The organism is Haloferax sp. Atlit-6N, from assembly GCF_003383195.1.
Lineage (GTDB): Archaea > Halobacteriota > Halobacteria > Halobacteriales > Haloferacaceae > Haloferax > Haloferax gibbonsii.
Genome location: NZ_QEQJ01000001.1, coordinates 1 through 20,387, shown reverse-complemented (window position 1 = coordinate 20,387; position 20,387 = coordinate 1). Strand labels below are relative to the sequence as shown.

The window sequence follows — 20,387 nt, the reverse complement described above, 5'->3', positions numbered from 1 at the left end:
ATACTTATGGTTCGAGACCCTCGTCTACCTCTATGCGACTTCGGACCGCCTTAAACGAATACAAACGCGACCGGGGCGGACGCTTCCCAGAGGAGTGTCGGACCTCGGACGGGGCGTTCTCCGGTCACGGGGACCGGCTCGTCTACGTCGGCCTCGATGGGTCTCTCCGGGATTACTCTGCTTCGCTTTCGGGCCTCTACGGTATCGACCGCTCTCGGTTCGGCATCGAGGCGGACGGTGAGACGCACTGGTTCGACGAGTTGGAGTCCGTGCGACAGCACTACTACCGGGAGACGAGCCTCGTCGAGACCGAGTACGACGCCGGGGAGTACACCGTCCACCAGTACGACCTGACGCTCGGTCGCGCCCACGTGACTCACGTCGAGCTTCGCGGCGCGATCCCCACCGACGCCCACCTGACCGCCTTTCTCACCTTCGCCCCCGAGGGCCGAGAGACGCGGGTCGGCCGCCTCATCCACGAGGCCGGCGGCCCGAACGACACCCAAGCGGTCGAGGTGTTCCACCGGAACGAACACGACTACGTCACCGCGTCGACCGGGCTCACCGACGTTCGCGGCCAGATTCCCGAGCGGTTCGACGAGATTCTCTCCGACGACACTTTCGACTTCCCGCGGGAGGCCGTCCTCGAACGCTACGAGGACACCCACCTCTCTGGCGACGTGGTCGTCAGCGCCCCGCTCGAACAGGAGGGCCGCGCCGCGCGGACGACTCTCGTCACCCAGCTTTCGGACCACAACGAGATGGCTCGGACCGACGCCCTCGCCGACCTCCGACACTGTTCGGTCCAGCACGCGACCGCCGACGCGCTCCGGGAGGCCGCCCGCGAGCAGGCCGAGGTGTTCGTTCCCGACGGGACGCCGCGCGAGCGAATCGTCCGCGCCGACCTCCGGGCGCTGTCGCTTCTGACCGCGCCCAGCGGCGCGCGAATCGCCGGCCCCGAGTTCGACCCGTTTTACGCCCACTCCGGTGGCTACGGCTACACCTGGTTCCGCGACGACGCCGAGGTCACGCAGGCGCTCGCGCACGCCGACGACGCCTTCCGCCTCGGGCTCGGCGACCGCCTCGCGACGAGCGCTGAGTTCTACTGCGAGACGCAACTCGACGACGGCACGTGGCCACACCGCGTCTGGGCCGTCGACGGAACCGTCGCCCCCGGCTGGGCTCACGGCCGCGTCGAAGGCTCCGGCGACGAGGAGTATCAGGCCGACCAGACGGCGAGCGTCGTCGCCTCGCTCGCGTCGCTCCTCGCCGAGCGCCGCGACGACCTCGACGACGAACTCGTCGGTCGCATCCGCTCGACCGTCGCCGCCGGCGTGTCGGGGCTCGACAGCAGCCTCGAAGCCGACGGCCTTCCGAAGCCCTGTCAGAACGCGTGGGAGAACATGAGCGGCCGGTTCACGCACACGGCCGCGACGTTCCTCCAAGCGTACGCCACGGTCGCCACCGCGCCCGTGAACGACGACCTTCGGGAGCGCGCCGCCGAGCAGGCGACCGCGGTGTACGAGGGGCTCGACGAACTGTGGTCCGAAGAGCGCGAAGTCTACGCCCTCCGCATCGACCGGAACGGCGAACTCGACGACCGCCTCGATTCGGCCACGTTCGCCCTCGTCGACGCCATCGACGCCTACGCGGACATCGAGGAGGTCGAATCGAAGACCGCGAACCGGCTCGTCAAGCACATGGCCGCGACGCTCAAGGGGCTCTACCGCAACCCCCGCGGCGACGTCGCCGGACTGGTCCGGTTCGAGGACGACTACTGGCGCGCCGACGGACAGGACGGCGAGAAGGTCTGGTCCGTCTCGACCGCGTGGGGCGCGAACGCCGCCGCGAAGTTCGGCGTCCTCTGCGACCGCATCGGCAAGGACGGCCGCCGGTTCGTCGAGCGCGCGACGAACCTCTACGAACTGCTCCAACCCGACGGTCCCCTCACGACCGAGGCGGGCTACCTCGCCGAGCAGGTGTTCGACGACGGGACCTTCGACAGCGCGACGCCGCTCGGATGGCCCCACGCCATTCGGATGGAGACGACGGCCATCCTCGCCGACATCGACGCGCTCCCCGCGCCGAAGCCCGCGCCGACCGGCCCGGAGAACCGACCGCGGTGGACGACCGGCGAGAAGTACGGCATCGGCACCGTCGCCGACCACTACGCCGAAGACCCCTCGCGCGTCTGGTTCACCCTGACCGAGGGCGCGCTGACCGAGGTCCGCTTCCCGCGGGTCGACCTGATGAACCTCCGGACGCTCGACTTCCTCGTCGTCGACGCCGACCCCGACGACGAGTACACGGCGCGCACTCACAACGAGACCCGGCGGGACGACCACGCGGACACGGTCAAACGCCGGGCCGAAATCGTCGACGACGACGCGCTCGTCTTCCGCCACGTCGTCACCGAGACGGGCGACGGTCGCGGCCACGAGTGGGAACTCACCGTCGAGTACGTCATCGACCCCGAACACGACGCGATGCTCGCGGACGTGCAGTTCGAGTCCATCGACGGCGACGACTACGAGCTGTACACCATCGCCGACACGGCGCTGGCGAACACCGGGACGAAAGACCGCGGCATCCGCCTCGGCCAACTCGGGAGCTATCACCTCGTCGCCCGCGACGCGGGCGCGTTCGACGCCGGCGACGGCCACGAACCACTTCTCATCGACCAGGACGGCAGGGAGTACAGCGTCGCCATCGCGCTCACCGCCGCCGGCCGGTTCGAGTGGGCCACCGTCGGCGTCGCCGGCTCGCGGTACCTCGCGGACTTCTTCTCGAAGGGCGAACTCCCGAGCGCCCAAGAGCGCGTCGACGACGAGAACGTCGTGCTCGTCGGGCGCATCGGCACGGGCGACGAACTCGGCGAGACGCTGGCGCTCGGCTTCGCCGAACACGCCGACACCGCCGCCGCGCTGGGCGAGGCGGCCGGTGCGCTCACCCGCGGCTACGAGACGGCTCGGGCGGCCTACACCGACTCGTGGGCCGACTTCCTCGCCGACAAGGAGCTCCCCGGCTCGGTCGACGACGACGGCGAACTCGCGGCGCAGTACAAGACCTCGCTCATGAGCCTGCGGGCGGTCGAGGACAAGACCTACCTCGGCGCGGGGCTCGCCTCGCCGTCGGTGCCGTGGGGCGAGGCCGTCCCGGCCGAGGAGGCCAAGGGGTACGGCTACAACTTCGTCTGGTCGCGCGACCTCTATCAGGTCTTCACCGTCTTCGAGGCCGTCGGCGACGTCGAGACGGCCATCGACGCGCTGGAGTACATCTACACCTACCAGCAGGACGACCGCGGCTTCATCCCGCAGAACACCTACCTCAACGGGCGCACCCGCTGGGGCGGCGAGCAGATGGACAACATCTCGTTCCCGCAGGTGATGGCGTACATGCTCAAAGAACGCGGCGTCGCCTTCGACGACGTGGCCTACGACTACGAGAACGTCAAGTACTCCGCCGACTACGTCGCGCGGAACGGGCCGCCGACCGCACAGGAGCGCTGGGAGGAGGAAGCCGGTTACTCGCCGTCGTCCATCGCGGCCGAAATCGCCGGCCTCGGCTGCGCGGCGTCGATCGCGCTGGACGAGGGCCACACCGAGGACGCGCTCGTCTGGCTGGCGCTGGCCGACGACTGGACAGAGCGCGTCGACGACTGGACCGCGACGCGGACCGGCACCGACCGCAACACGCACACGCCGTACTACGTTCGCGTCACCCGCGACGGCGAGCCCGACGCCGGGCACCTGCGGACGCTCGCGAACAACGGGCCGACGCTCGACGAACGCGAGATAATCGACGCCGGCTTCCTCGAACTCACCCGCCTCGGCATCAAGCCCGCCGACGACGAGATAATCCGGAACTCCGTGAAGGAAGTCGACGAGACCATCCGCGTCGATACGCCCCACGGGCCGGCGTTCTACCGGTACAACGGCGACGGCTACGGCGAGCGCGAGCGCGACGAAGAGGGCGCGCCGTGGTCCGTCGACGCCAAAGGGAAAGGTCGGCTCTGGCCGATCTTCACCGGCGAGCGCGGCGAGTACGAACTGCTCGCCGGGACCGACGAGGGCGACCTCGCGCCGGACAACCTGCTGCGGACGATGGCCGCCTTCGCCAACTCCGGCCGCATGCTCGCAGAGCAGGTCTGGGACCGCGAACACGCGACCGACTACAACTGGGAGTTCGGCGAGGGAACCGGCAGCGCGACGCCGCTGGCGTGGTCGATGGCCCAGTTCATCCGCCTCGCCCACGGCGTCGAAGCCGGCGAACCCGTCGAGACGCCCGCGTTCCTCCGCGAGCGATACGTCGAGTCGGACCGCCCCAGCGGGCCGTCGCTCCGCGTGAGCACGCGCTTCAAAGGCGACAAACTCGTCGTCACCGGACAGACCGACGCCGCCGTCGTCGCGGTCAAGACGCCCGGCGAGACCCGGCTCGTCGAACCCGACGACGGGACGTTCGAAGTCGAAGTCGCCATCGAGTACGGCGAGAATCAGGTGACCGTCGCCGCGGCGACCCACGAGGACCTGACGAAAGCCGGCACGACCGTCTCGCGCTTCACGCTCTGAGGCGGCGCGAACGACTTTCGTTCGGGTCGATTTTTTCGATTCCGCCAGCATCGCTTTTCCGTCTCCGGCCTAACGGTCGGGTATGCCGGTCTACCAGCGTCGAACCCGAATCGCCGCCCCGCTCGAGCGCGTCTGGGAGTTCCACTCCGCGGTGTCCGGACTGGAGGCGCTCACCCCGGCGTGGATGAACCTCGAAATCGAGTCGGTCCGCGGCCCCGACGGCGAAGAGGACCCCGACGAACTCGTTTCCGGGACGGAAATCGAGATGTCGATGCGACCGTTCGGCGTCGGCCCGCGCCAGCGGTGGACCTCGCGCATCCTCGACCGCGAGTCGGGCGAGGGAACGGCGTGGTTCCGCGACGACATGGTCGGCGGCCCCTTCTCGCGGTGGGTCCACACCCACCGGTTCGTCGCCGACGGCGACGAGACGATTCTCGAAGACCGCGTGGAGTACGAGTTACCGTTCGGCCCGCTCGGCGACCTCGCGGGCGTCTTCGGTGGCGTCGGCTTCGAGGGGATGTTCCGCGCGCGACACGCCGAGACGAAGCGGCTGTTGGAAGAAGAATAGGGACGGGGAGGTCGGACGCGCCGACGGTTCAGTCGTCGCTGAGCGAGAAGCGCGGTTCGACCTCGGAGCGGACGCCGCCGATGTCGAACTCGAACCGCGCGCCGCCGAGGTCGGGTTCGGGCGCGGTGACCTCGATGTCCCAGCCGTGGGCCTCGACGATGCTCTCGACGATAGAGAGCCCGAAGCCCGTCCCGGACTCGGAGGTCGTGTGACCGTGTTCGAAGACGGTGTCGCGCTCGTCGACCGGGATTCCGGGGCCGTCGTCGGCGACGTAGAAGCCGGTCTCGGTGGGGCCGACGCGGACGGTCAGTTCGTCGGCCGCGTCCTTCGACGCCCCGTCTGCGGAGGCGTCGCCGGGAGCATCCCGGCGGCCTGTCGAGCCGTGCTCGACGGCGTCACCGGACGCAGTCCGGTTGCCTGTGGAACCGTGTTCCACAGCGTCACCAGACGTAGTCTGGTTGCCCGTCGAGCCATGCTCGACGGCGTTCCGAAACAGGTTCTCGAACGCCTGTTGGAACCGGCCTTGGTCGGCCTGCGTGGACCCGAGGCCGTCTTCGACGACGAGCACCGCGTCGTCGCCGGTGTCGACCGCCTTCCACGCCCGCTCGGCGACGTTCTCGATGGCGACCGAGCGCGTCTCCCCGACCTTTCGGCCCTGTCTGGCCAGTTTGAGCACGTCGTTGAGGAGCGTGTCCATCCGGGTGACGCCGTCGAGCGCGCGGTCGAGGTAGGCCACGTCGTCCTCCTCGCGGGCGAGTTCGACGAACCCCTTGGCGACGTTGAGGGGGTTTCGGAGGTCGTGGGAGACGACCGACGCGAACTCCTCGAGGCGGTCGTTCTGCCGCTGGAGTTCGCGCTCGCGTCGCTGGCGGGCCAGCGTGTGGGTGACGTTGTTCGCGACCGACCGCAGGAGGTCGACCTCGGTGTCGGTCCACGACCGACTCGTCTCGACCACGTCGAAGACGACGAAGCCGACGAGCGCCCACTTCGAGACCATCGGGACGGCGACGAAGCCGCCGGTCTCGGCGTCGGTGAGCACGCGCTTCGTGTCCGACGCCTCGGGCGGGAGGTCCGAGACTCGGTGGAGCCGAACGTTTTCGAAGCGATGGAGCCGTTCGACCAGCCAGCGAGCGTCTTCGAGGGCGACGCGCGCGGGATGCTCGCGCGGGTCGCCGCCGCGCCAGTCGTGCATCAGCGCGGCGACGTTCGTCTCGTCGTCGTAGAGGTAGACCGAACAGCGGTCGAGGTCGGCCACCTCGCCGACGGACTGGAGCGTCCACTCGATTTTCGTGCCGATCTCGTCGGTCTCGGCGCTCATCAGCGACGTGGACGTGTCCAAGACGGCGTCTTTCAGGCGCGTCTCGTAGCGCAGGCGGTTCCGGCGGCGGCGGCGCTCGGTCACGTCCTGTAGCGTGCCGATGACGGCGGGCTCGTCGTCCTCGGTGGGACGGAGCGCGAGGTGACCCTCGCACAGGAGGTCGTCGTCGTGCGGATACGCGGGACCGGGCGAGAGCACCGTCTCGAAGCGTTCCGTGTCGGGAGCGTCAGGGGCGACGACCCGCTCGAAGGCCGCGCGAATCTCGTCGTCGGACTCGGCGGCGAGGTCGGCGAACTCGCGGCCGATAATTGCTTCCCGGTCGTAGCCGGTGAGCTCGCAGAAGACGCCGTCGGCGGAGGTGAAGCGACCCGACGAATCGAGCGAGTAGACGCCGCTGTCGAGCACCTCGATGGCGGTGCCGTAGCGCTCGGAGGCCGCCTTCGCGCGGTACTGCGAGACGGCGTTGACGACCCGGTTGGCGAGGACCGTGTACTGGTCCGTGCCGGTGTCTTTCTGCATGTAGTCGGTCGCGCCGACGCGGAAGGCGTCGCGGGCGACCTCCTCGGAGCCTTTGCCGGTAAAGAGAATGAAAGGGAGGTCGGGGTGTTCGGAACGGACCGCGCGGAGGAACTCCAGTCCGTCGATATCGGGCATGTCGTAGTCCGATACGACGCAATCGACCTGTTCCTGTCGGAGTCGTTCGAGGGCGTCCGCCCCCGAGTTCGACGTCGAGACCGACAGGTCGACGTCGCCGGCCTCGCGTTCGAGGTAAATCGACACGAGGTCCGTCAGACTGGGTTCGTCGTCGACGTGGAGGACACGTACGTCTGCCCCCGACCCGTCGTCCATACGGAGTAGCGACCGCTCACCGTAATGAGCGTTGTGACGCGGTTATCAGCGTCGATAACTAACTCGGGGACGGGAGACGAACAGGCGCTTCGCCGGACGGCCATTCGGAGGCTGGACAGCCCCCTCGTGGCGGGACAGGTCAGGACGCGCTGACGTAGATACCGCCGAGGACGACCGCTCCGCCGAGGACGGTCGGGAGCGTGGGAATCTCACCGAGGAGAAAGAGCGCGAGAATCGTACTGCCGACGGGCTCGCCGAGAAGAGAGACGGAGACGACGCTCGATTCGAGGTGGGCGAGCGCCCAGTTGATGACGGTGTGTCCGAAGATACCCGGGCCGACCGCCATCCCGAGAAACAGGAGCCACTCGCGGGCCGGATAGCCGGTGAGCGGGTCGCCGCGGCCGACCGCGACGACGAGGAGCGCGGCGGCACAGACCGTGTAGACGACGACCACGTAGGGGACGAGCGAGACCCTGCTTCGGACGCTCCGGCCCGTGAGGACGTAGGCGGCGGCCGTCACGGCACCCACGACCGCGAGCCCGTTTCCGAGAAGCGGGCGCGGCGCGCCGCTGGCGGTGAGGAAGTCGGAGACGGACATGAGCACCATGCCCGCGAGCGCGACGCCGATGCCGACGGCGGTGCGGCGGCTCACGCGCTCGTCGAGGACGGCCCACGCGCCGACGGCGACGAACAGCGGTTGGGACTGTACGAGCGTGACGCTCGCGGCGACCGTCGTGTGGTTGAGGCTCTCGAACCACGACGCGAAGTGGGCCGCGAGCGCGACGCCCGCGCCCCCGGCCGCGAGGAGGTCGCGCCCCGAGATGGTCGCCAGCGCGTCGCGGTGGCGGACGAGCGCGACGGGCGCGAGAAGAGCCACAGTGAACAGAACTCGGTAAAAGGCCTTCACGAGGCTCGGCGCGGCGCTCCAGCGCACGAGGATGGCGCTCGTGCTGACCGCGAGGACGGCGATGCCGAGGCCCGCGAGCGGCGAGATGGGAGCGTCGGAGTCGGGCGTTGACACACCCCCACGTCGCGGGGGGTCCGCTTACCGTTTGTGGGTCTCGGTGAGTCGCAGCCGGCCGGCGGGAAACAGGGACGGGAACGGGTCGGGAAGCGGGGACGGGTTTTCCCCGACAGCGCTACTCCTTCCGGGCTCGAATCAGCGCCTTCGGGTTGGCGAACGAGACGACCTCGTCGCCGTCGAACACCACGTCGAACAGCGCTTTCGCCTCGTCGGGCGCCTCGCGGAAGCGGCGTTCGAGTTCGGCCCGGTCGTCGGGCGAGACGTTCGTCCGCTCGGTCCACGGGTCGAACTCGAGGCGTATCGCTGCGGTCTCGACCGCTTCGACCGACAGGCCCGCGGCCTCGAACCACTCGCGCCACCGCGAAACCGGGTGGAGTTCGACGTGGGTCGGGTCGCGGAGCACCTCGACGCCGTTGAGGAACTCGGCGAGAGTCGTGTCCTCGGGCGCGACGTTGTCCTCGAAGGCGAGGACGCCGCCGGGTTCGAGGACGCGCGCGACCTCCGCGACGAACGACTCGGGGTCGGGGAAGTGGTGCGCGGCGATTCGGCAGGCGGCCGCGTCGAAGGAATCGTCCGCGAAGGGAAGGCGCTCCGCGTCGGCGACGACGCCCGTGACGGGGTATTCGCGGACCGCGGTGGCGACCATCTCCGGAGCGGCGTCGGCCGCGACGACCGAGGGAACGCCGGCCTCGGCTATCGCGCCCGCGGTGTGACCTGCCCCGGTCGCCACGTCGAGCGCGCGGGTCGCGCCGCGGCACCACGACGCGAGCGTCTCGCGGTCCTCGCCGAGGCGGTGGACCTCGCTGTCGAAGTACGACTCGGCGGCGCTCCCGAACTGGGCGGCGGTTCGGCGTTTCTCGTCGCTCATGAGGCGAGGTTCGCGGAGGGCGGTGAAAAAGGGGAACGGGGAGACAGGTCGAACGGCGGGCGGAGTCTATTCCCGTCGGCGGCGCACGGGGCGACGCTACGCCGCGTCCGCGTCCACGTACTCCGGGCGCTCGGCGTACGGGATGGGGTCGCGCTCGCCGAGGTTCTGGAACGCCTGCAGGCGGAACGCACAGGAGTCGCAGGTGCCGCAGGCCGGCTCCTCGGCGCGGTAGCAGGACCACGTGTGCTCGAAGGGGACGCCGAGTTCGAGGCCGCGGCGGGCGATGTCGGTCTTCGAGTCGTGGACGAAGGGAACTTCCAGCGAGATGGTCGTGTCGGGCTTCGTGCCGACGTCGACCATGGCCTCGAAAGCGTCGAAGAACTCGGGGCGGCAGTCGGGGTAGCCCGAGTAGTCCTCGGAGTGCGCGCCGACGAAGACGGCGTCGCAGTCGTTCGCCTCGGCGTACGAGACGGCCATCGACAGGAGGTTGGCGTTGCGGAAGGGGACGTACGAGGTCGGAATCTCGTCGGCGTCCATGTCGGCGTCGGCGACGGCCATCGAGTCGTCCGTGAGCGACGACGCGCCGATCTGCTTCAGGTGGCTCGTCTCGATGTGAAGGAAGTCGCGGGCGTCGAGTTCGTCGGCGAGCGCGCGGGCGCAGTCGAACTCCTTCGACTCGGTCTTCTGGCCGTAAGAGGTGTGGAGCGCGTATATTTCGTAGCCGCGTTCCTTCGCCTCGTAGGCGGTCGTCGCACTGTCCATACCGCCGGAGAGGAGGACGACGGCGCGCTTTTCGTCGGACGTGGTGTCGGTATCGGTAGTCATCGTTGTCGTGGAATGATTCGGGGTTCGTTCGGAGTGTGTTCGAGGTGCGTTCGGAGTGTTTTCGGAGGTTCTCAGGTCTCGGGCGCGTCGTTCCAGAGGTCGACGTGGAGTCTCGGCGTGTAGCGGTAGCCGAACGCCGCGGCGAGGTCGGCGACCTCGGTCCGGGTCCGGGCGAGTTGCTCGCGGGTCTGTCCTTCGGGCATGAGCAACACGTCGCTGTCGCGGACTTCGCGGGCCGCGACGCCGCGCACGTCGGCGACGAGCGACTCGATTTCGTCGATGTCGTCGCGGCCGGTGACGACGAACTTCAGTTGGAAGTCCGCCGCGTGTTCGACCAGCGAGGCGAGCGCGTCGAGGTCGACGCGGGCGTTCTCGTGTCGCTCGGTCCAGACGCCGGGGTCCACGTCGGCCGGGGCGTTGTCGGGCGTCGGCGTCGACGACGCGAGTTTCGGGCTGATGCTCGCCAGGTCGACCGGCGCGTCGGTTTCGAGCGTCCCGTTCGTCTCGACGGTCAGGTGGTAGTCGTCGGCGAGCGCCGACAGGAGCGCGTCGGTCTCGTCGTGGACGAGGGGTTCGCCGCCGGTGACGACCACGTGCTCGGGAGAGCGCGACTCGACCTCGGCGACGATTTCGTCGAGGCTCATCCACGCGTGAGTCGGCTCCCACGAGGTGTGAAACGAGTCGCAGAACCAACAGCGGAGGTTACAGCCGCTGGTGCGGACGAACGTGCTCGGAACGCCGGCGAGTTTGCCTTCGCCCTGTAACGACGCGAACAGCTCGTTTATCGGGAGGCGGTCGCCCTCGGCGTCGGTGTCGTCGCGGGCGACGGTGTCGGAGACGGGCATCAGAAGCCGGCGCAGAGTTCCGAGGTTTCGCTGACCGAGACCGAGACCTCGGAGACGTTGTCGGGAAGCACAGACAGAAGCTTCTCTTCGAGGATGACGGCCATCATCTCCGCCGTCGGCGGCGCGTCGAGGACGACCGTCCCGTCGGCGTCGCCGGAGCGCTCGAACGCCTCGACCAGCGGGTCGCCGGACTCGACGAGGAAGCGGTGGTCCCACTCGTCGATGACGTCGGTCACGACGCCCTTGTCGACGACCCAGCCCTCGTCCGTGAGGTCGCCGACGACGCGAACCGAAATCTCGTAGTTGTGCCCGTGCGGGCGGCTACACTTGCCGTCGTGGTGGAGGAGGCGGTGGCCGGCGCTGATGCGGATGGGCCGGTCGCGACCGATGTGGAGGACGCGCTCGCCTGCTCGGGACAGCGGGGTCTCGTCGTCGGCTTCCGCCGACCGTGCGTGCTCTAGTGTTCCCCGAGGCATATCCGAGGATTATCACGAGAGTATTTAATTCTCCTGTCTCGGCTCTGTGGGTCGAATTCAGCGACTCACGAGCCGCGGACCACCCGGAAAAGGAACCATACCGACGGTAGATGACCGCCCGAAGACGAGCTGAGTGGACGCGGTCAAGCTACGGTTGGTTCGCGATTGCCTCGCGCCACTGATCGGGGACGCGGGTCGGGCGGCCCTCGCCGTCCATGGCGACCTGGACCGTCTCCCCGGTGGCGACGACCTCGCCCTCGTAGGAGAGCGTGTAGTAGATGGGGAAGCTCTTGCCGCCGGGGTCGCCGGCCTCGACTTCCACCTCGACGGTACCGACGCCCTCGATGGGTGCGCGGTAGTCGAGTTCGAGGTGCGCGACGACGATGTGCGGGTCCGAAAGCGGCGTGTCCATGACCTCCTCGAAGAAGCGGACGCGGGCCTGCTCGCAGTAGGTCGCGTAGACGGCGTTGTTCACGTGTCCGAACGAGTCGTGGTCGCGGAACCGGACTTCCACCTCGGCGACGAAGCTCATTGCGGTGCGCGACACAGGCGAGAAGTATAGCACCGACGGTTTGTCTCCGGCGGACCCGGTGAACGAAAGCGGACGAGGGGACGGGTGAGAGGAGAGAGACGAGTGAAGAAGACAGCGGGGCGAGTGCGGGGAGGAAGACGGACCGCAGACGCCTCAGTTCGCCGTCCGAGCGGACTGGTCCGCCGGAGCGAGCCGTCGACCGTGGAGTGCGACGGCCTTCCAGACGTTCGAGCGCGAGCCGGCGCGGACCATCTCGACCGGAACGCGAGCGCCCTCGGAGAGGGACGCAAGGGTGTCGCGGATGCGCTCTGACTCGTAGGCCACGAGGTGGCGCGTTTCGTTCGTCTCGTGCAGTTCGACCGTCATCGTCTCGTGGTCGTTCATCTCGACGCGGACGTTCACCAACACCGGCGCGGACGCGAGGGTCACCATCACGCTCACCTACGAATCCGCCCGGCATAAGCCGTTATAATACTGATATCTTCGGGTACGGAGTCTACATAGACGACGAGAGAGCCACGACTCGGAGGGTGACCAGCAGGGGTACAGCCATATCGAGTCGGGCCTAACGACCGGCTGATGGACGACCCCGAGTCTCGACCCGAGCGCGACCCGGCCGGTCCGACCGTCACGGTCCGCGTCCGCGACACCGACGGCAAGCGCGTCACCGACCTCAGCGTCGAACGCGGGACCGTCCTCCGCGACGCGCTGCTTGAGGCCGGCATCTCGCCGTACGCGCGGCTCACGAAGCGTGCGAACTGCGGCGGACGCGGCCTCTGTGCCACGTGCGGCGTCCGGATTCGTTCGGGCGAACCGACGGCCGACCACTGGCACGACGACCTCGCGGCGCGGTTCGGCTACCCGCGCCTCTCCTGTCAGATTCGCGTCGACGAGTCGATGACCGTCGAGTTGGTCGAGAAGACGGTGTGGGGTGGGCGGGAGTGACAGACGGTATATCCCCGATTTGAAGCTGGTAAGTCGAACCCCGATTTGAACTCACTCGCAACGCTTCGCGTTGCTCGCTGCTCAAATCGTGTCGAGGAGTCCGTCACATGCAACACCGCTCGCTGCGCTCGCGGGTGTTGAAGTTCAGTCCGCTCTCCCCGATTTGAACCCAGTCAGACGACGCGTTCACTTCGTTCACGCGCTGCGACTGACCTGCTCAAACCGGCTCGACCGGATTTTGCAAGCAAAATCCGCTCTCCCCGATTTGAACGGGGGACAAGCCGATCTACAGTCGGCTGCTCTGCCAGGCTGAGCTAAGAGCGGTCAAGAGAATCTCAATCTACGGTTAGACTTAAGAATTCTCATTCCGGGCGGCCAAGCGCCCAACGACGGCGCGGTTACTCGTCGGACATCGCCGACTCCGAATCGTCCGCAGACGCTGACTCCTCGCCATCTGAGTCGGGGTCACCGTCACTCGCCTCGGTGTCGAGGTCGTCAGAACTCGTCTCGCGGACGCGAATCCCCTTTCCGGCGAGGTGTTGCATCTGACGCTGGGCGAAGTCCTCCTCGCTGGTCCCGCGGGTGGCGAGCACGTAGACGAGCGCGCTCCCCGTCGGACGCATGGTTCGACCGGCGCGCTGGGAGCCCTGCCGACGAGAGCCGCCGAGGCCGGAGGCGACGATTGCGAGCCCGGCGTTCGGGAGGTCGATACCCTCGTCGCCGATGCGGGAGATGACGAGCGTGTCGAGGTCTCCGTCTCGGAACGCCTCGAAGTACGCCTCGCGGCGGTGGTGACGGGTCTCGCCGCTGACGAAGGGGACGTCGAGCGCCTCTGAAATCGCCTCGCCCTGGTCGAGATAGTCGACGAAGACGAGCGTCTTCGAGTCGGCGTGGCGGGCGCGGAGCCGACGAATCTCGAATATCTTCCCGGGGTTCATCGCCGCGAGCATGTGCCGCTCGCGGCCGTCGCTGGAGGCCCACTCGTTTCTGGCCATGTCGTCGCCCCAGCCCACGTAGCGAATCTCGACTTCCGGCTCCTGAACGTAGCCGGCGTCGAAGAGCTTCCCCCAGTCGGTCCCGATAGGCGGACCGATGAGCGTGAAAATCTCGGCCTCCTTGTCGTCCTCGCGGATGGGCGTCGCCGACAGTCCGAGACGGTGCTTAGACTGGAGGTCGGCGCTCCGCTGGAAGACGCGACTGGGGATGTGGTGGGCCTCGTCGTAGATGATGAGCCCCCAGCGACGCGAGTCGAAAAGCGAGCGGTGGCGGTCCATCCCGGCGGTCTGGTAGGTCGCGATGGTGACGGGTCGAATCTCCTTCGCGCCGCCGTGGTACTCGCCGATTTGGTCGGCGTCGAGGTCGGTCGTCGAGAGGAGTTCCTCGCGCCACTGGCGGGCGAGTTCGCGGCTCGGGACGAGAACGAGCGTCTCGCCGCCGACCGCGGCGAGCGCGCCGATACCAGCGATGGTCTTCCCCGCACCGGGCGGACCCACGAGGACGCCAGCGCGCTGGTCGACGAATCGGTCGACCCAGTCTCGCTGGTAGTCGCGGAGGTCGACGTGAAGCGAGACGTCGAGTTCCTCGCCCTCTTCGAGGTCGCGGTCGTCCTCGACGGGGTACCCCGAATCGTAGAGGATGCGCTTTATCGCCGCGATTTCCTCGTCTCTGACCCACGCCTCCGTGTCCGAGATGGGCGCGTAGACGTGGTCGTCGTCGAGTTTTTGGAGGGCGACGTTGCCCATGAGGCTCTCCGTGGCCGCTTCGAGGACGGTGTACCCCTCCTCGTGGGAGTAGAGGCGGAACTGGTGGGCGCGCTTCCACTGGTCTTCGACCCACGCTTCGAGGTGCGGCGACCGCTCGGGGAGGACCGACCGGAGCATCGAGAGGAGCGAGTCGACGTCGTCGAAGGGCGCTTGCCACACGTCTTCCTGCCGGATTCGATAGAGGTAGCCTCGGCCTCTTCCCTCGCGGTCGCCGGTGGTATCGACGAGGTGCGCGAACTGTGAGAGTCGCGCTCGCGTGTACTGGGTCGGGTTGTCGACGACGATTTCGCGACGCTTCGGGAAGAGGACGACCCGCTCCCGCGAGGCGAGTTCGCCCCACTCGGTCGGATACCAGACGGTCGGGTCGGTCTCGACGTTCACCCGCTGGACCCGACCGGCGTCGGCGAGCGCGTCGAGTCCGTCCATCGCGTCCGCCTGCGAGACACCGAGACGCCGCGCGACCTGCTGGGCGGTCACGACGGGTCGGCCCTCTGATTCGAGCGCCTCGTAGAACGACGCGAGCGAGACGCCGTCGTCGCCCTCGCTCGCCCCCTCGGCGGCGGGTGGCGACGCGTCGGTCGCGTCTGCCAGTCGGTCGAGCACGTCTGCGGAGGCGTCGGCCTCGTCGGTCTCGGCGTCTCCGTCGGGAGGACTCGGGTCCCCGTCCTCGGCAGTCATCGAAGGCGGGTACGGCCGCGACGGGGAAACGGCTTGCGACACCGAGAGCGACTCGCACTATCGAGAACGAGGCGGTTTCGACTATCGGGACGTACTCGACTGCGCCGGTGCCATCCGGTCGAACACGGACCTGAAGTCGTCGCTGACGGTGAGGAACTCCGGGAACTCCTCGAGCGTCCGGACGCCGTCGAGGTAGACGTATTCGACCGGTTCGGGCGGAATCTCTTCGAACACCTGAACCGGACCGCGTTCGGTGAGGCCGACGAACGGACGTCCCTCGGGGTCGGTCTGCGGAGTCAGTTCGTGTTCGAGGTACAGTTTCGCCATCGCGAGCGCGCTCGCGAGCGGGACCTGTCCGGGGGTCAACTGCCACGTGACCCCGCGGTCTTCGTAGTGGACGGTGGTCACGTAACCGTCGTCGAACCGGAAGCAGTCGACTCGCTCTCCCGAACGAGACCACCGCGTCTCCGTCGAGCGGGAGCGTTCGAGGGACCACTCTCGGTCGTTCCCTCGGCCCGACACGGCTTCGCTGAGGCGCACCCACACGCGACTGAGCGCACGCATACGGTATCGGTTCGTTCCCCTGGGTAATTGCATTGACGCCACGCTATCGACACAGTCCGTCGCGGGAGAACGTTCCGAGCGCGGACGAGCGGGGGTGCGCGTGAGTCGCATGCACACCTCGTTTCCGGTGAACGAGAGGACGAAACGCGAGTCGTAGACCTCGACAAAAGTCGGCGACTGCAGTCGGTCGGCACCGGTCAGTTACCGACCCGTTCCCGCGGGAAGTACCACACCTCGCTTCCGGTGAATCGCAACTCCGCGTGAGACGGTCAGAGACACCACGTTTCCGGTGAATTGGTCGAAATATACGAGGCTGAAATCCGACCTCGACGGCGAGGATACCTCGAACCGCGAGTGTTGGGACCGCCGGTCGAGACCGATGGCTGACCGTCGCGTCGTCCGAACGCCGCATCGGCTGAACGTCGCATCAGCAGCCGTTGCAGCGGTGGTCCCGCTTCGAAGTCAGCCGATTCCCGAGTCAGCCGCTGCCAACCGACCGAGCGGAGAACGTAGCAGCGCTGACAGACACCACGTTTCCGGTGAAATACGACGCGGTGGAGGGAGGCAGTAATCACGTCGGAATAGGTGTCGACTCGCTGGTGAGCTACGGGAACGGAGTCACGCGCACACCACGTTTCCGATGAACTGGCCCGAGCGTCTCTCGGTAGGGAGCGCGCCGAACAGCGGCAGGTGACGCCCGTTCCTTCTCCGTGGTTTTCGGCCTGAACTGAATCGGTCCACTTATTACCAGCACACCACGTTTCCGGTGAAATACGGCGCGAGAGACGCTATACCATCTATATCGGCTCGACCCTCCGGAACGGTGTGAGACACCGCGTTTCCGGTGAGCGACTGGACTGTGTCAACTTCCGCCGGTCAACTGACCACTTTCTCCGTGTCGGTGGTAGAGGAGCCCACGTATAACAATAGTTAAATAGTTTATTTGTGTTACCGACCATTGATACACTCGCAAACACGACTATACTCGAAACTCGAGTATTAGTCGACCGGAACGAAACGTCCTGAGACGCGTGTTCTCGGTGTTCTAACCGCTCCTATCGGAGCTCGCGGGTCTCTGAGAACCTGTTCTACTGGTCGTATCGACGGTTACCGCGGGCGACGTTCATTGAGTTCTGTCACGGCGACAACGAACACGTCCAGGGTAGCTACCACCGATATTGCCGGACTCTCGGGGCTCGCCTTCGTTTTCGTCCTCGTCACTGGACGAGAGACGAGCCGAGATTCCTCGACCCTCGCCGGGTCAGGTAGACTCCCTCACACCGTGTTTCCGGTGAATCAATACCTGCGTTTCGTGTGGACGGGAAACCGGGGTTCGTGGTCGTTCACCGGAAACGTGGTGTGTGTGTGCTGGGTCGAATGGTAAGTCCTTTCACCGGAAACGTGGTGTGTTGCGAACATGCCTAACGCCAGCGACGACCTCTTCACCCGGGAGGACCCCATCTTCGCCAACAAGGAGTTGTTGGAGATAAACCACCTCCCGGGGGAGGGTCGCATCGTCGGTCGCGACGACGAGATCTCGGATCTCGCGACCGCGGTGAACCCCGCCATCTTCGGACAGAGCCCGAGCAACGTCCTTATCTACGGGAAGACGGGGACGGGGAAATCGCTCTGTGCGAAGTACGTCTCCCAGCGACTCGTCGAGACGGCCGAAGAAGAGGGAGTGAAAGCGACGTTCGCCTATGTTGATTGCGCGCAGGACACGACCGAGACGCAGGCCGTCCAGACTATCGCCGACAGCGTCAACGACACCGCGATTACCGGAATCAAAGTCCCCGACAAGGGACTCTCGACGTCGACGTACTACAAACGACTGTGGCGCATCCTCGATTCGCTGTACGACGTCGTCCTCATCATCCTCGACGAAATCGACAAACTGAGCGACGACGACATCCTCATGCAGCTCTCGCGGGCGGGAGAGGCCGGCAAAATCGCCGGCTGTAAGCTCGGCGTCATCGGAATCAGCAACAAGATCCAGTACAAAGACCGGATGGACGAGCGGGTGAAATCCAGCCTCTGCGAGCGCGAATTCGTCTTCCCGCCGTACGATGCGAACCAACTTCGCGACATCATGGACGCGCGCAGCGACGCGTTCCGCGACGGCGTGTTGGACCCGTCGACGATTCCACGGGCCGCGGCGCTCGCCGCCCGCGAGCATGGGGACGCGCGGAAGGCTATCGATATCCTGCGATACGCGGGTGAGATTGCCCAGTCGATGGGGGCGAGCACGGTCAGAGAGAACTTCGTCACGCAGGCGCGACAGCGCGCGGAGACCGACCGCTTCCGCGAGTTGATTCGCGGGTCGACGCCGCACTCTCGCTACGTGTTACAAGCGCTGGCTATCCTCTCGCTTTCGAACCAACAGCAGGATGGCTTCCGGACGAGTCGCGTCTACGAGGTTTACGAGAACATCTGTCGGCAGCAAGGTTCCGATAGCCTGTCGCTTCGGCGGGTCCGCGACCTGCTGAAAGAACACGCCTTTCTCGATATCATCGAACAGTCGAAACACAGCGGCGGAAGTGCGGAAGGAAGCTACACCAAGCACCAACTGCTCGAAGACCCGGACGTAGTGAAAGACGTTCTCACCGAGAACGCGGACACCTGACGGGGAATCAGGGGACCGACCGAAAGCACGTAAGGGCCGAATCGCCTAGTGGGGGACGCTGCACCGCTGCAAGTACACCTCTGTCGAGCGACCTCTTATATTTTATTGCAGTAGTATGTGATTGGAATTATCACGTGTGACCGGACCGGTCACACCATCGGTTGTCGAGGGCGAGTCACGATTCCAGTTGTTCGAGCGGGATTGATGTCGAACAGACGGATTCGTACAGGCTCTCGACCCACGAGACGACCTCCGGGGCGTCACCGTCGACGAGGGACGTCAGGTTACCGTGTTCGTCGTAGGCAGAGACGACTCCGTGGCCGTCGACTAGTAGGAGGCCGAAGTCGAGGTCTTCGTCGGTGACTCGGAGTTCGAACTGGTCGAGGTCCTGTGCGCGCTCGAACGACTCGGGGTAGGCGTCCATCGACCGTTCGAGGACGTCGCGGTCGACGACGAGTTCCATCCGCGTGTCCGGGCCCAATACCTCTTTGGCCGACTCGTTGAACACCCGACTCACGATGGGCGTGACACCGCGGAAGCGGTCGACCGGCTCGTTCCCGACGATGGTCAGGTATCTGTTGAGCGGTGCGTGAGGGTCGTTGTCGGCAGCGGTGGTGATATTCATCTGGCTGAGGACGCCGGGCGGTGCGCCCTCACAGATTTCCGCGGCGTTCGCCAGGAACTCGCTCATTCTATCGGCGCACTCGACCGTACCGATGAACTCCGCGTACTGGTCGTGGACCATCACGCCGCCCGCGGTGAGATGGTAGACACCCTCGGTCTTTTTGACCCATCCGCGGTCACAGAACCCTGCCAGTGTCCGCTGTGCCGTCTCCCTCGCACAGTCACAGATGTCCGCGAGGTCAGTTGGCCGACGCGGCTCGACTGCCAGCGCTTGGAGAATAGCCTCCCTGCTTTGCGACCCGACGAGGAACGCAACGTCCTCCCGCGCACTCATGTGCCATCCGTTAGACTGTTCCGTATTTTACACTTGCGGGTGTTCAGGTCCGTAACGCGGCGAAAAATCGATAGTTCGGGAGCGTCTATCCGAGCAGTCCGAGCGCGTCGATGCGCTCGACGATCTCTTCGACCGCGGTCTCCGCGTCGTCGGTCCGCTTTCCGCCGGTAATGACGATTTTCCCGGAACCGAAAAGCAGGATGACGACCTTCGGCTCGTCCATCCGATAGACGAGGCCGGGGAACTGCTCGGGCTCGTACTCGACGTCTTCGAGACCGAGTCCGATAGCCAGCGCGTTCAGGTTCAAGTTGTGTCCGAGGTCCGCGCTGGAGACGATGTTCTGGACGGTTATCTCTGGCTCGTCATCGACGGGAATCTTCAGCTCGCGGAGCTTGTCGAAGATGATTCCGAGTGCGTCGTGCACGTCGTCGATACTCTTTGCGCCCGTGCACACGATCTTCCCCGAGCGGAAGATGAGCGCAGCGGCTTTCGGGTCCTGGGTGCGATAGACGAGGCCCGGGAAGTTGTCCGGGTTGAAATCTGCACCGGGGAGGTCGTCGGCGAGGGCTTCGAGGTCGAGCTCCTGACCGATCCCGGTCGATGCGACTACGTTCTGAATCTCGATGGAGTCTGCCGGCCCACTCATTGCTCGCACGTGAATCGTACCTCCGGCCTTATAAAGCGACCCGTTATAAACCGACTTCAACGGGTCGATTCTATCGACACCTCGCACGCACGCGAAACTAATACATTGATTTCTCGCTCAGTCTAATTGATGTCACAACTGACCGCGCGTGAAGTTATGGCACGCCTCGTGTCTATTTTTCTCACAGAGCCACTAAATCAACGGGGTTAAATGTATCCCCGGCATTCGGATTAATGCGAAGAAGCGCACGGGGGCACTCCCCCCGAAGGCTTCCACCGAACGCCCCGACCCCAAGGTCGTCAGGCGCCCACCGGGATGACACACCTTCCCGGGGGTC

At 66.4% G+C, this 20,387-nt stretch carries 16 protein-coding genes and 1 tRNA gene; 4 read left to right on the top strand and 13 right to left on the bottom strand.

What is annotated here, in order from left to right:
• The first annotated feature begins 32 nt into the window (after positions 1 to 32).
• The gene (locus tag DEQ92_RS00085) at positions 33 to 4,568 is read left to right on the top strand and encodes a glycoside hydrolase family 15 protein (protein WP_115820278.1); all 4,536 of its coding nucleotides are present in this window, start codon (positions 33 to 35) and stop codon (positions 4,566 to 4,568) included.
• Positions 4,569 to 4,650: 82 nt separating this feature from the next.
• On the top strand, positions 4,651 to 5,136 hold the full coding sequence (locus tag DEQ92_RS00080) for an SRPBCC family protein (RefSeq protein ID WP_049968550.1): 486 nt from the start codon (positions 4,651 to 4,653) through the stop codon (positions 5,134 to 5,136).
• A gap of 28 nt (positions 5,137 to 5,164) precedes the next feature.
• On the opposite strand, the gene DEQ92_RS00075 is transcribed toward DEQ92_RS00080, so the two are convergent.
• The 8 genes from DEQ92_RS00075 to DEQ92_RS00040 form a co-directional block, all read right to left on the bottom strand.
• Complete coding sequence (locus DEQ92_RS00075; protein WP_115820277.1) at positions 5,165 to 7,303, bottom strand: response regulator; 2,139 nt, start codon at positions 7,301 to 7,303, stop codon at positions 5,165 to 5,167.
• 139 nt (positions 7,304 to 7,442) lie between these two features.
• Positions 7,443 to 8,324: a DMT family transporter gene (locus DEQ92_RS00070; RefSeq protein WP_115820276.1), complete on the bottom strand. Its 882-nt coding sequence runs from the start codon at positions 8,322 to 8,324 to the stop codon at positions 7,443 to 7,445.
• Positions 8,325 to 8,442: 118 nt separating this feature from the next.
• Positions 8,443 to 9,195: a class I SAM-dependent methyltransferase gene (locus DEQ92_RS00065; RefSeq protein WP_115804914.1), complete on the bottom strand. Its 753-nt coding sequence runs from the start codon at positions 9,193 to 9,195 to the stop codon at positions 8,443 to 8,445.
• A 96-nt stretch (positions 9,196 to 9,291) separates the two neighbouring features.
• Positions 9,292 to 10,020: a 7-cyano-7-deazaguanine synthase QueC gene (gene queC / locus DEQ92_RS00060; protein WP_115820275.1), complete on the bottom strand. Its 729-nt coding sequence runs from the start codon at positions 10,018 to 10,020 to the stop codon at positions 9,292 to 9,294.
• 71 nt (positions 10,021 to 10,091) lie between these two features.
• A complete protein-coding gene (locus tag DEQ92_RS00055) occupies positions 10,092 to 10,865 on the bottom strand; it encodes a 7-carboxy-7-deazaguanine synthase QueE (protein WP_004976543.1) in 774 nt (257 codons plus the stop codon).
• Entirely contained in the window at positions 10,865 to 11,341 is a 477-nt protein-coding gene (locus DEQ92_RS00050; RefSeq protein ID WP_115804915.1) for a 6-pyruvoyl tetrahydropterin synthase family protein, read from the bottom strand. The genes DEQ92_RS00055 and DEQ92_RS00050 overlap by 1 nt, the downstream gene beginning before the upstream one ends.
• A gap of 148 nt (positions 11,342 to 11,489) precedes the next feature.
• Positions 11,490 to 11,873: a thioesterase family protein gene (locus DEQ92_RS00045; RefSeq protein WP_115804916.1), complete on the bottom strand. Its 384-nt coding sequence runs from the start codon at positions 11,871 to 11,873 to the stop codon at positions 11,490 to 11,492.
• A 153-nt stretch (positions 11,874 to 12,026) separates the two neighbouring features.
• Complete coding sequence (locus tag DEQ92_RS00040) at positions 12,027 to 12,305, bottom strand: hypothetical protein (protein WP_115820274.1); 279 nt, start codon at positions 12,303 to 12,305, stop codon at positions 12,027 to 12,029.
• 147 nt (positions 12,306 to 12,452) lie between these two features.
• Between DEQ92_RS00040 and DEQ92_RS00035 the strand changes: the two genes are divergently transcribed.
• Positions 12,453 to 12,818, top strand: a complete 366-nt coding sequence (locus DEQ92_RS00035; protein ID WP_115820273.1) for a 2Fe-2S iron-sulfur cluster-binding protein — start codon at positions 12,453 to 12,455, stop codon at positions 12,816 to 12,818.
• 250 nt (positions 12,819 to 13,068) lie between these two features.
• Here DEQ92_RS00035 and DEQ92_RS00030 read toward each other — a convergent pair.
• The 3 genes from DEQ92_RS00030 to DEQ92_RS00020 form a co-directional block, all read right to left on the bottom strand.
• Positions 13,069 to 13,142, bottom strand: a tRNA-Tyr gene (locus tag DEQ92_RS00030).
• Between the two features lie 74 nt (positions 13,143 to 13,216).
• On the bottom strand, positions 13,217 to 15,259 hold the full coding sequence (locus tag DEQ92_RS00025) for a DEAD/DEAH box helicase (RefSeq protein WP_115820272.1): 2,043 nt from the start codon (positions 15,257 to 15,259) through the stop codon (positions 13,217 to 13,219).
• Between the two features lie 81 nt (positions 15,260 to 15,340).
• Positions 15,341 to 15,823 (bottom strand): hypothetical protein, encoded by a 483-nt coding sequence (locus DEQ92_RS00020; RefSeq protein WP_004976537.1) that lies wholly within the window; start codon positions 15,821 to 15,823, stop codon positions 15,341 to 15,343.
• A gap of 1,417 nt (positions 15,824 to 17,240) precedes the next feature.
• On the opposite strand from DEQ92_RS00020, the gene DEQ92_RS00015 reads away from it, so the two are divergent.
• Positions 17,241 to 18,446 carry a Cdc6/Cdc18 family protein gene (locus DEQ92_RS00015; protein ID WP_004976536.1) on the top strand — a complete coding sequence of 402 codons (1,206 nt, stop codon included), beginning with the start codon at positions 17,241 to 17,243 and terminating at the stop codon, positions 18,444 to 18,446.
• A 175-nt stretch (positions 18,447 to 18,621) separates the two neighbouring features.
• On the opposite strand, the gene DEQ92_RS00010 is transcribed toward DEQ92_RS00015, so the two are convergent.
• Positions 18,622 to 19,191, bottom strand: a complete 570-nt coding sequence (locus DEQ92_RS00010; RefSeq protein ID WP_115804919.1) for a hypothetical protein — start codon at positions 19,189 to 19,191, stop codon at positions 18,622 to 18,624.
• Positions 19,192 to 19,489: 298 nt separating this feature from the next.
• Positions 19,490 to 20,050, bottom strand: coding sequence for a TATA-box-binding protein (locus tag DEQ92_RS00005; protein ID WP_004041616.1), 561 nt, complete (start codon positions 20,048 to 20,050; stop codon positions 19,490 to 19,492).
• Between the last annotated feature and the right edge of the window lie 337 nt (positions 20,051 to 20,387).

Coding starts and splice junctions, on each gene's coding strand:
- DEQ92_RS00085 (WP_115820278.1), top strand. CDS start 33: ATGCGACTTCGGACCGCCTTAAACGAATACAAACGCGACCGGGGCGGA.
- DEQ92_RS00080 (WP_049968550.1), top strand. CDS start 4,651: ATGCCGGTCTACCAGCGTCGAACCCGAATCGCCGCCCCGCTCGAGCGC.
- DEQ92_RS00075 (WP_115820277.1), bottom strand. CDS start 7,303: ATGGACGACGGGTCGGGGGCAGACGTACGTGTCCTCCACGTCGACGAC.
- DEQ92_RS00065 (WP_115804914.1), bottom strand. CDS start 9,195: ATGAGCGACGAGAAACGCCGAACCGCCGCCCAGTTCGGGAGCGCCGCC.
- queC (WP_115820275.1), bottom strand. CDS start 10,020: ATGACTACCGATACCGACACCACGTCCGACGAAAAGCGCGCCGTCGTC.
- DEQ92_RS00055 (WP_004976543.1), bottom strand. CDS start 10,865: ATGCCCGTCTCCGACACCGTCGCCCGCGACGACACCGACGCCGAGGGC.
- DEQ92_RS00050 (WP_115804915.1), bottom strand. CDS start 11,341: ATGCCTCGGGGAACACTAGAGCACGCACGGTCGGCGGAAGCCGACGAC.
- DEQ92_RS00045 (WP_115804916.1), bottom strand. CDS start 11,873: ATGAGCTTCGTCGCCGAGGTGGAAGTCCGGTTCCGCGACCACGACTCG.
- DEQ92_RS00040 (WP_115820274.1), bottom strand. CDS start 12,305: ATGGTGACCCTCGCGTCCGCGCCGGTGTTGGTGAACGTCCGCGTCGAG.
- DEQ92_RS00035 (WP_115820273.1), top strand. CDS start 12,453: ATGGACGACCCCGAGTCTCGACCCGAGCGCGACCCGGCCGGTCCGACC.
- DEQ92_RS00025 (WP_115820272.1), bottom strand. CDS start 15,259: ATGACTGCCGAGGACGGGGACCCGAGTCCTCCCGACGGAGACGCCGAG.
- DEQ92_RS00020 (WP_004976537.1), bottom strand. CDS start 15,823: ATGCGTGCGCTCAGTCGCGTGTGGGTGCGCCTCAGCGAAGCCGTGTCG.
- DEQ92_RS00015 (WP_004976536.1), top strand. CDS start 17,241: ATGCCTAACGCCAGCGACGACCTCTTCACCCGGGAGGACCCCATCTTC.
- DEQ92_RS00010 (WP_115804919.1), bottom strand. CDS start 19,191: ATGGTCCACGACCAGTACGCGGAGTTCATCGGTACGGTCGAGTGCGCC.
- DEQ92_RS00005 (WP_004041616.1), bottom strand. CDS start 20,050: ATGAGTGGGCCGGCAGACTCCATCGAGATTCAGAACGTAGTCGCATCG.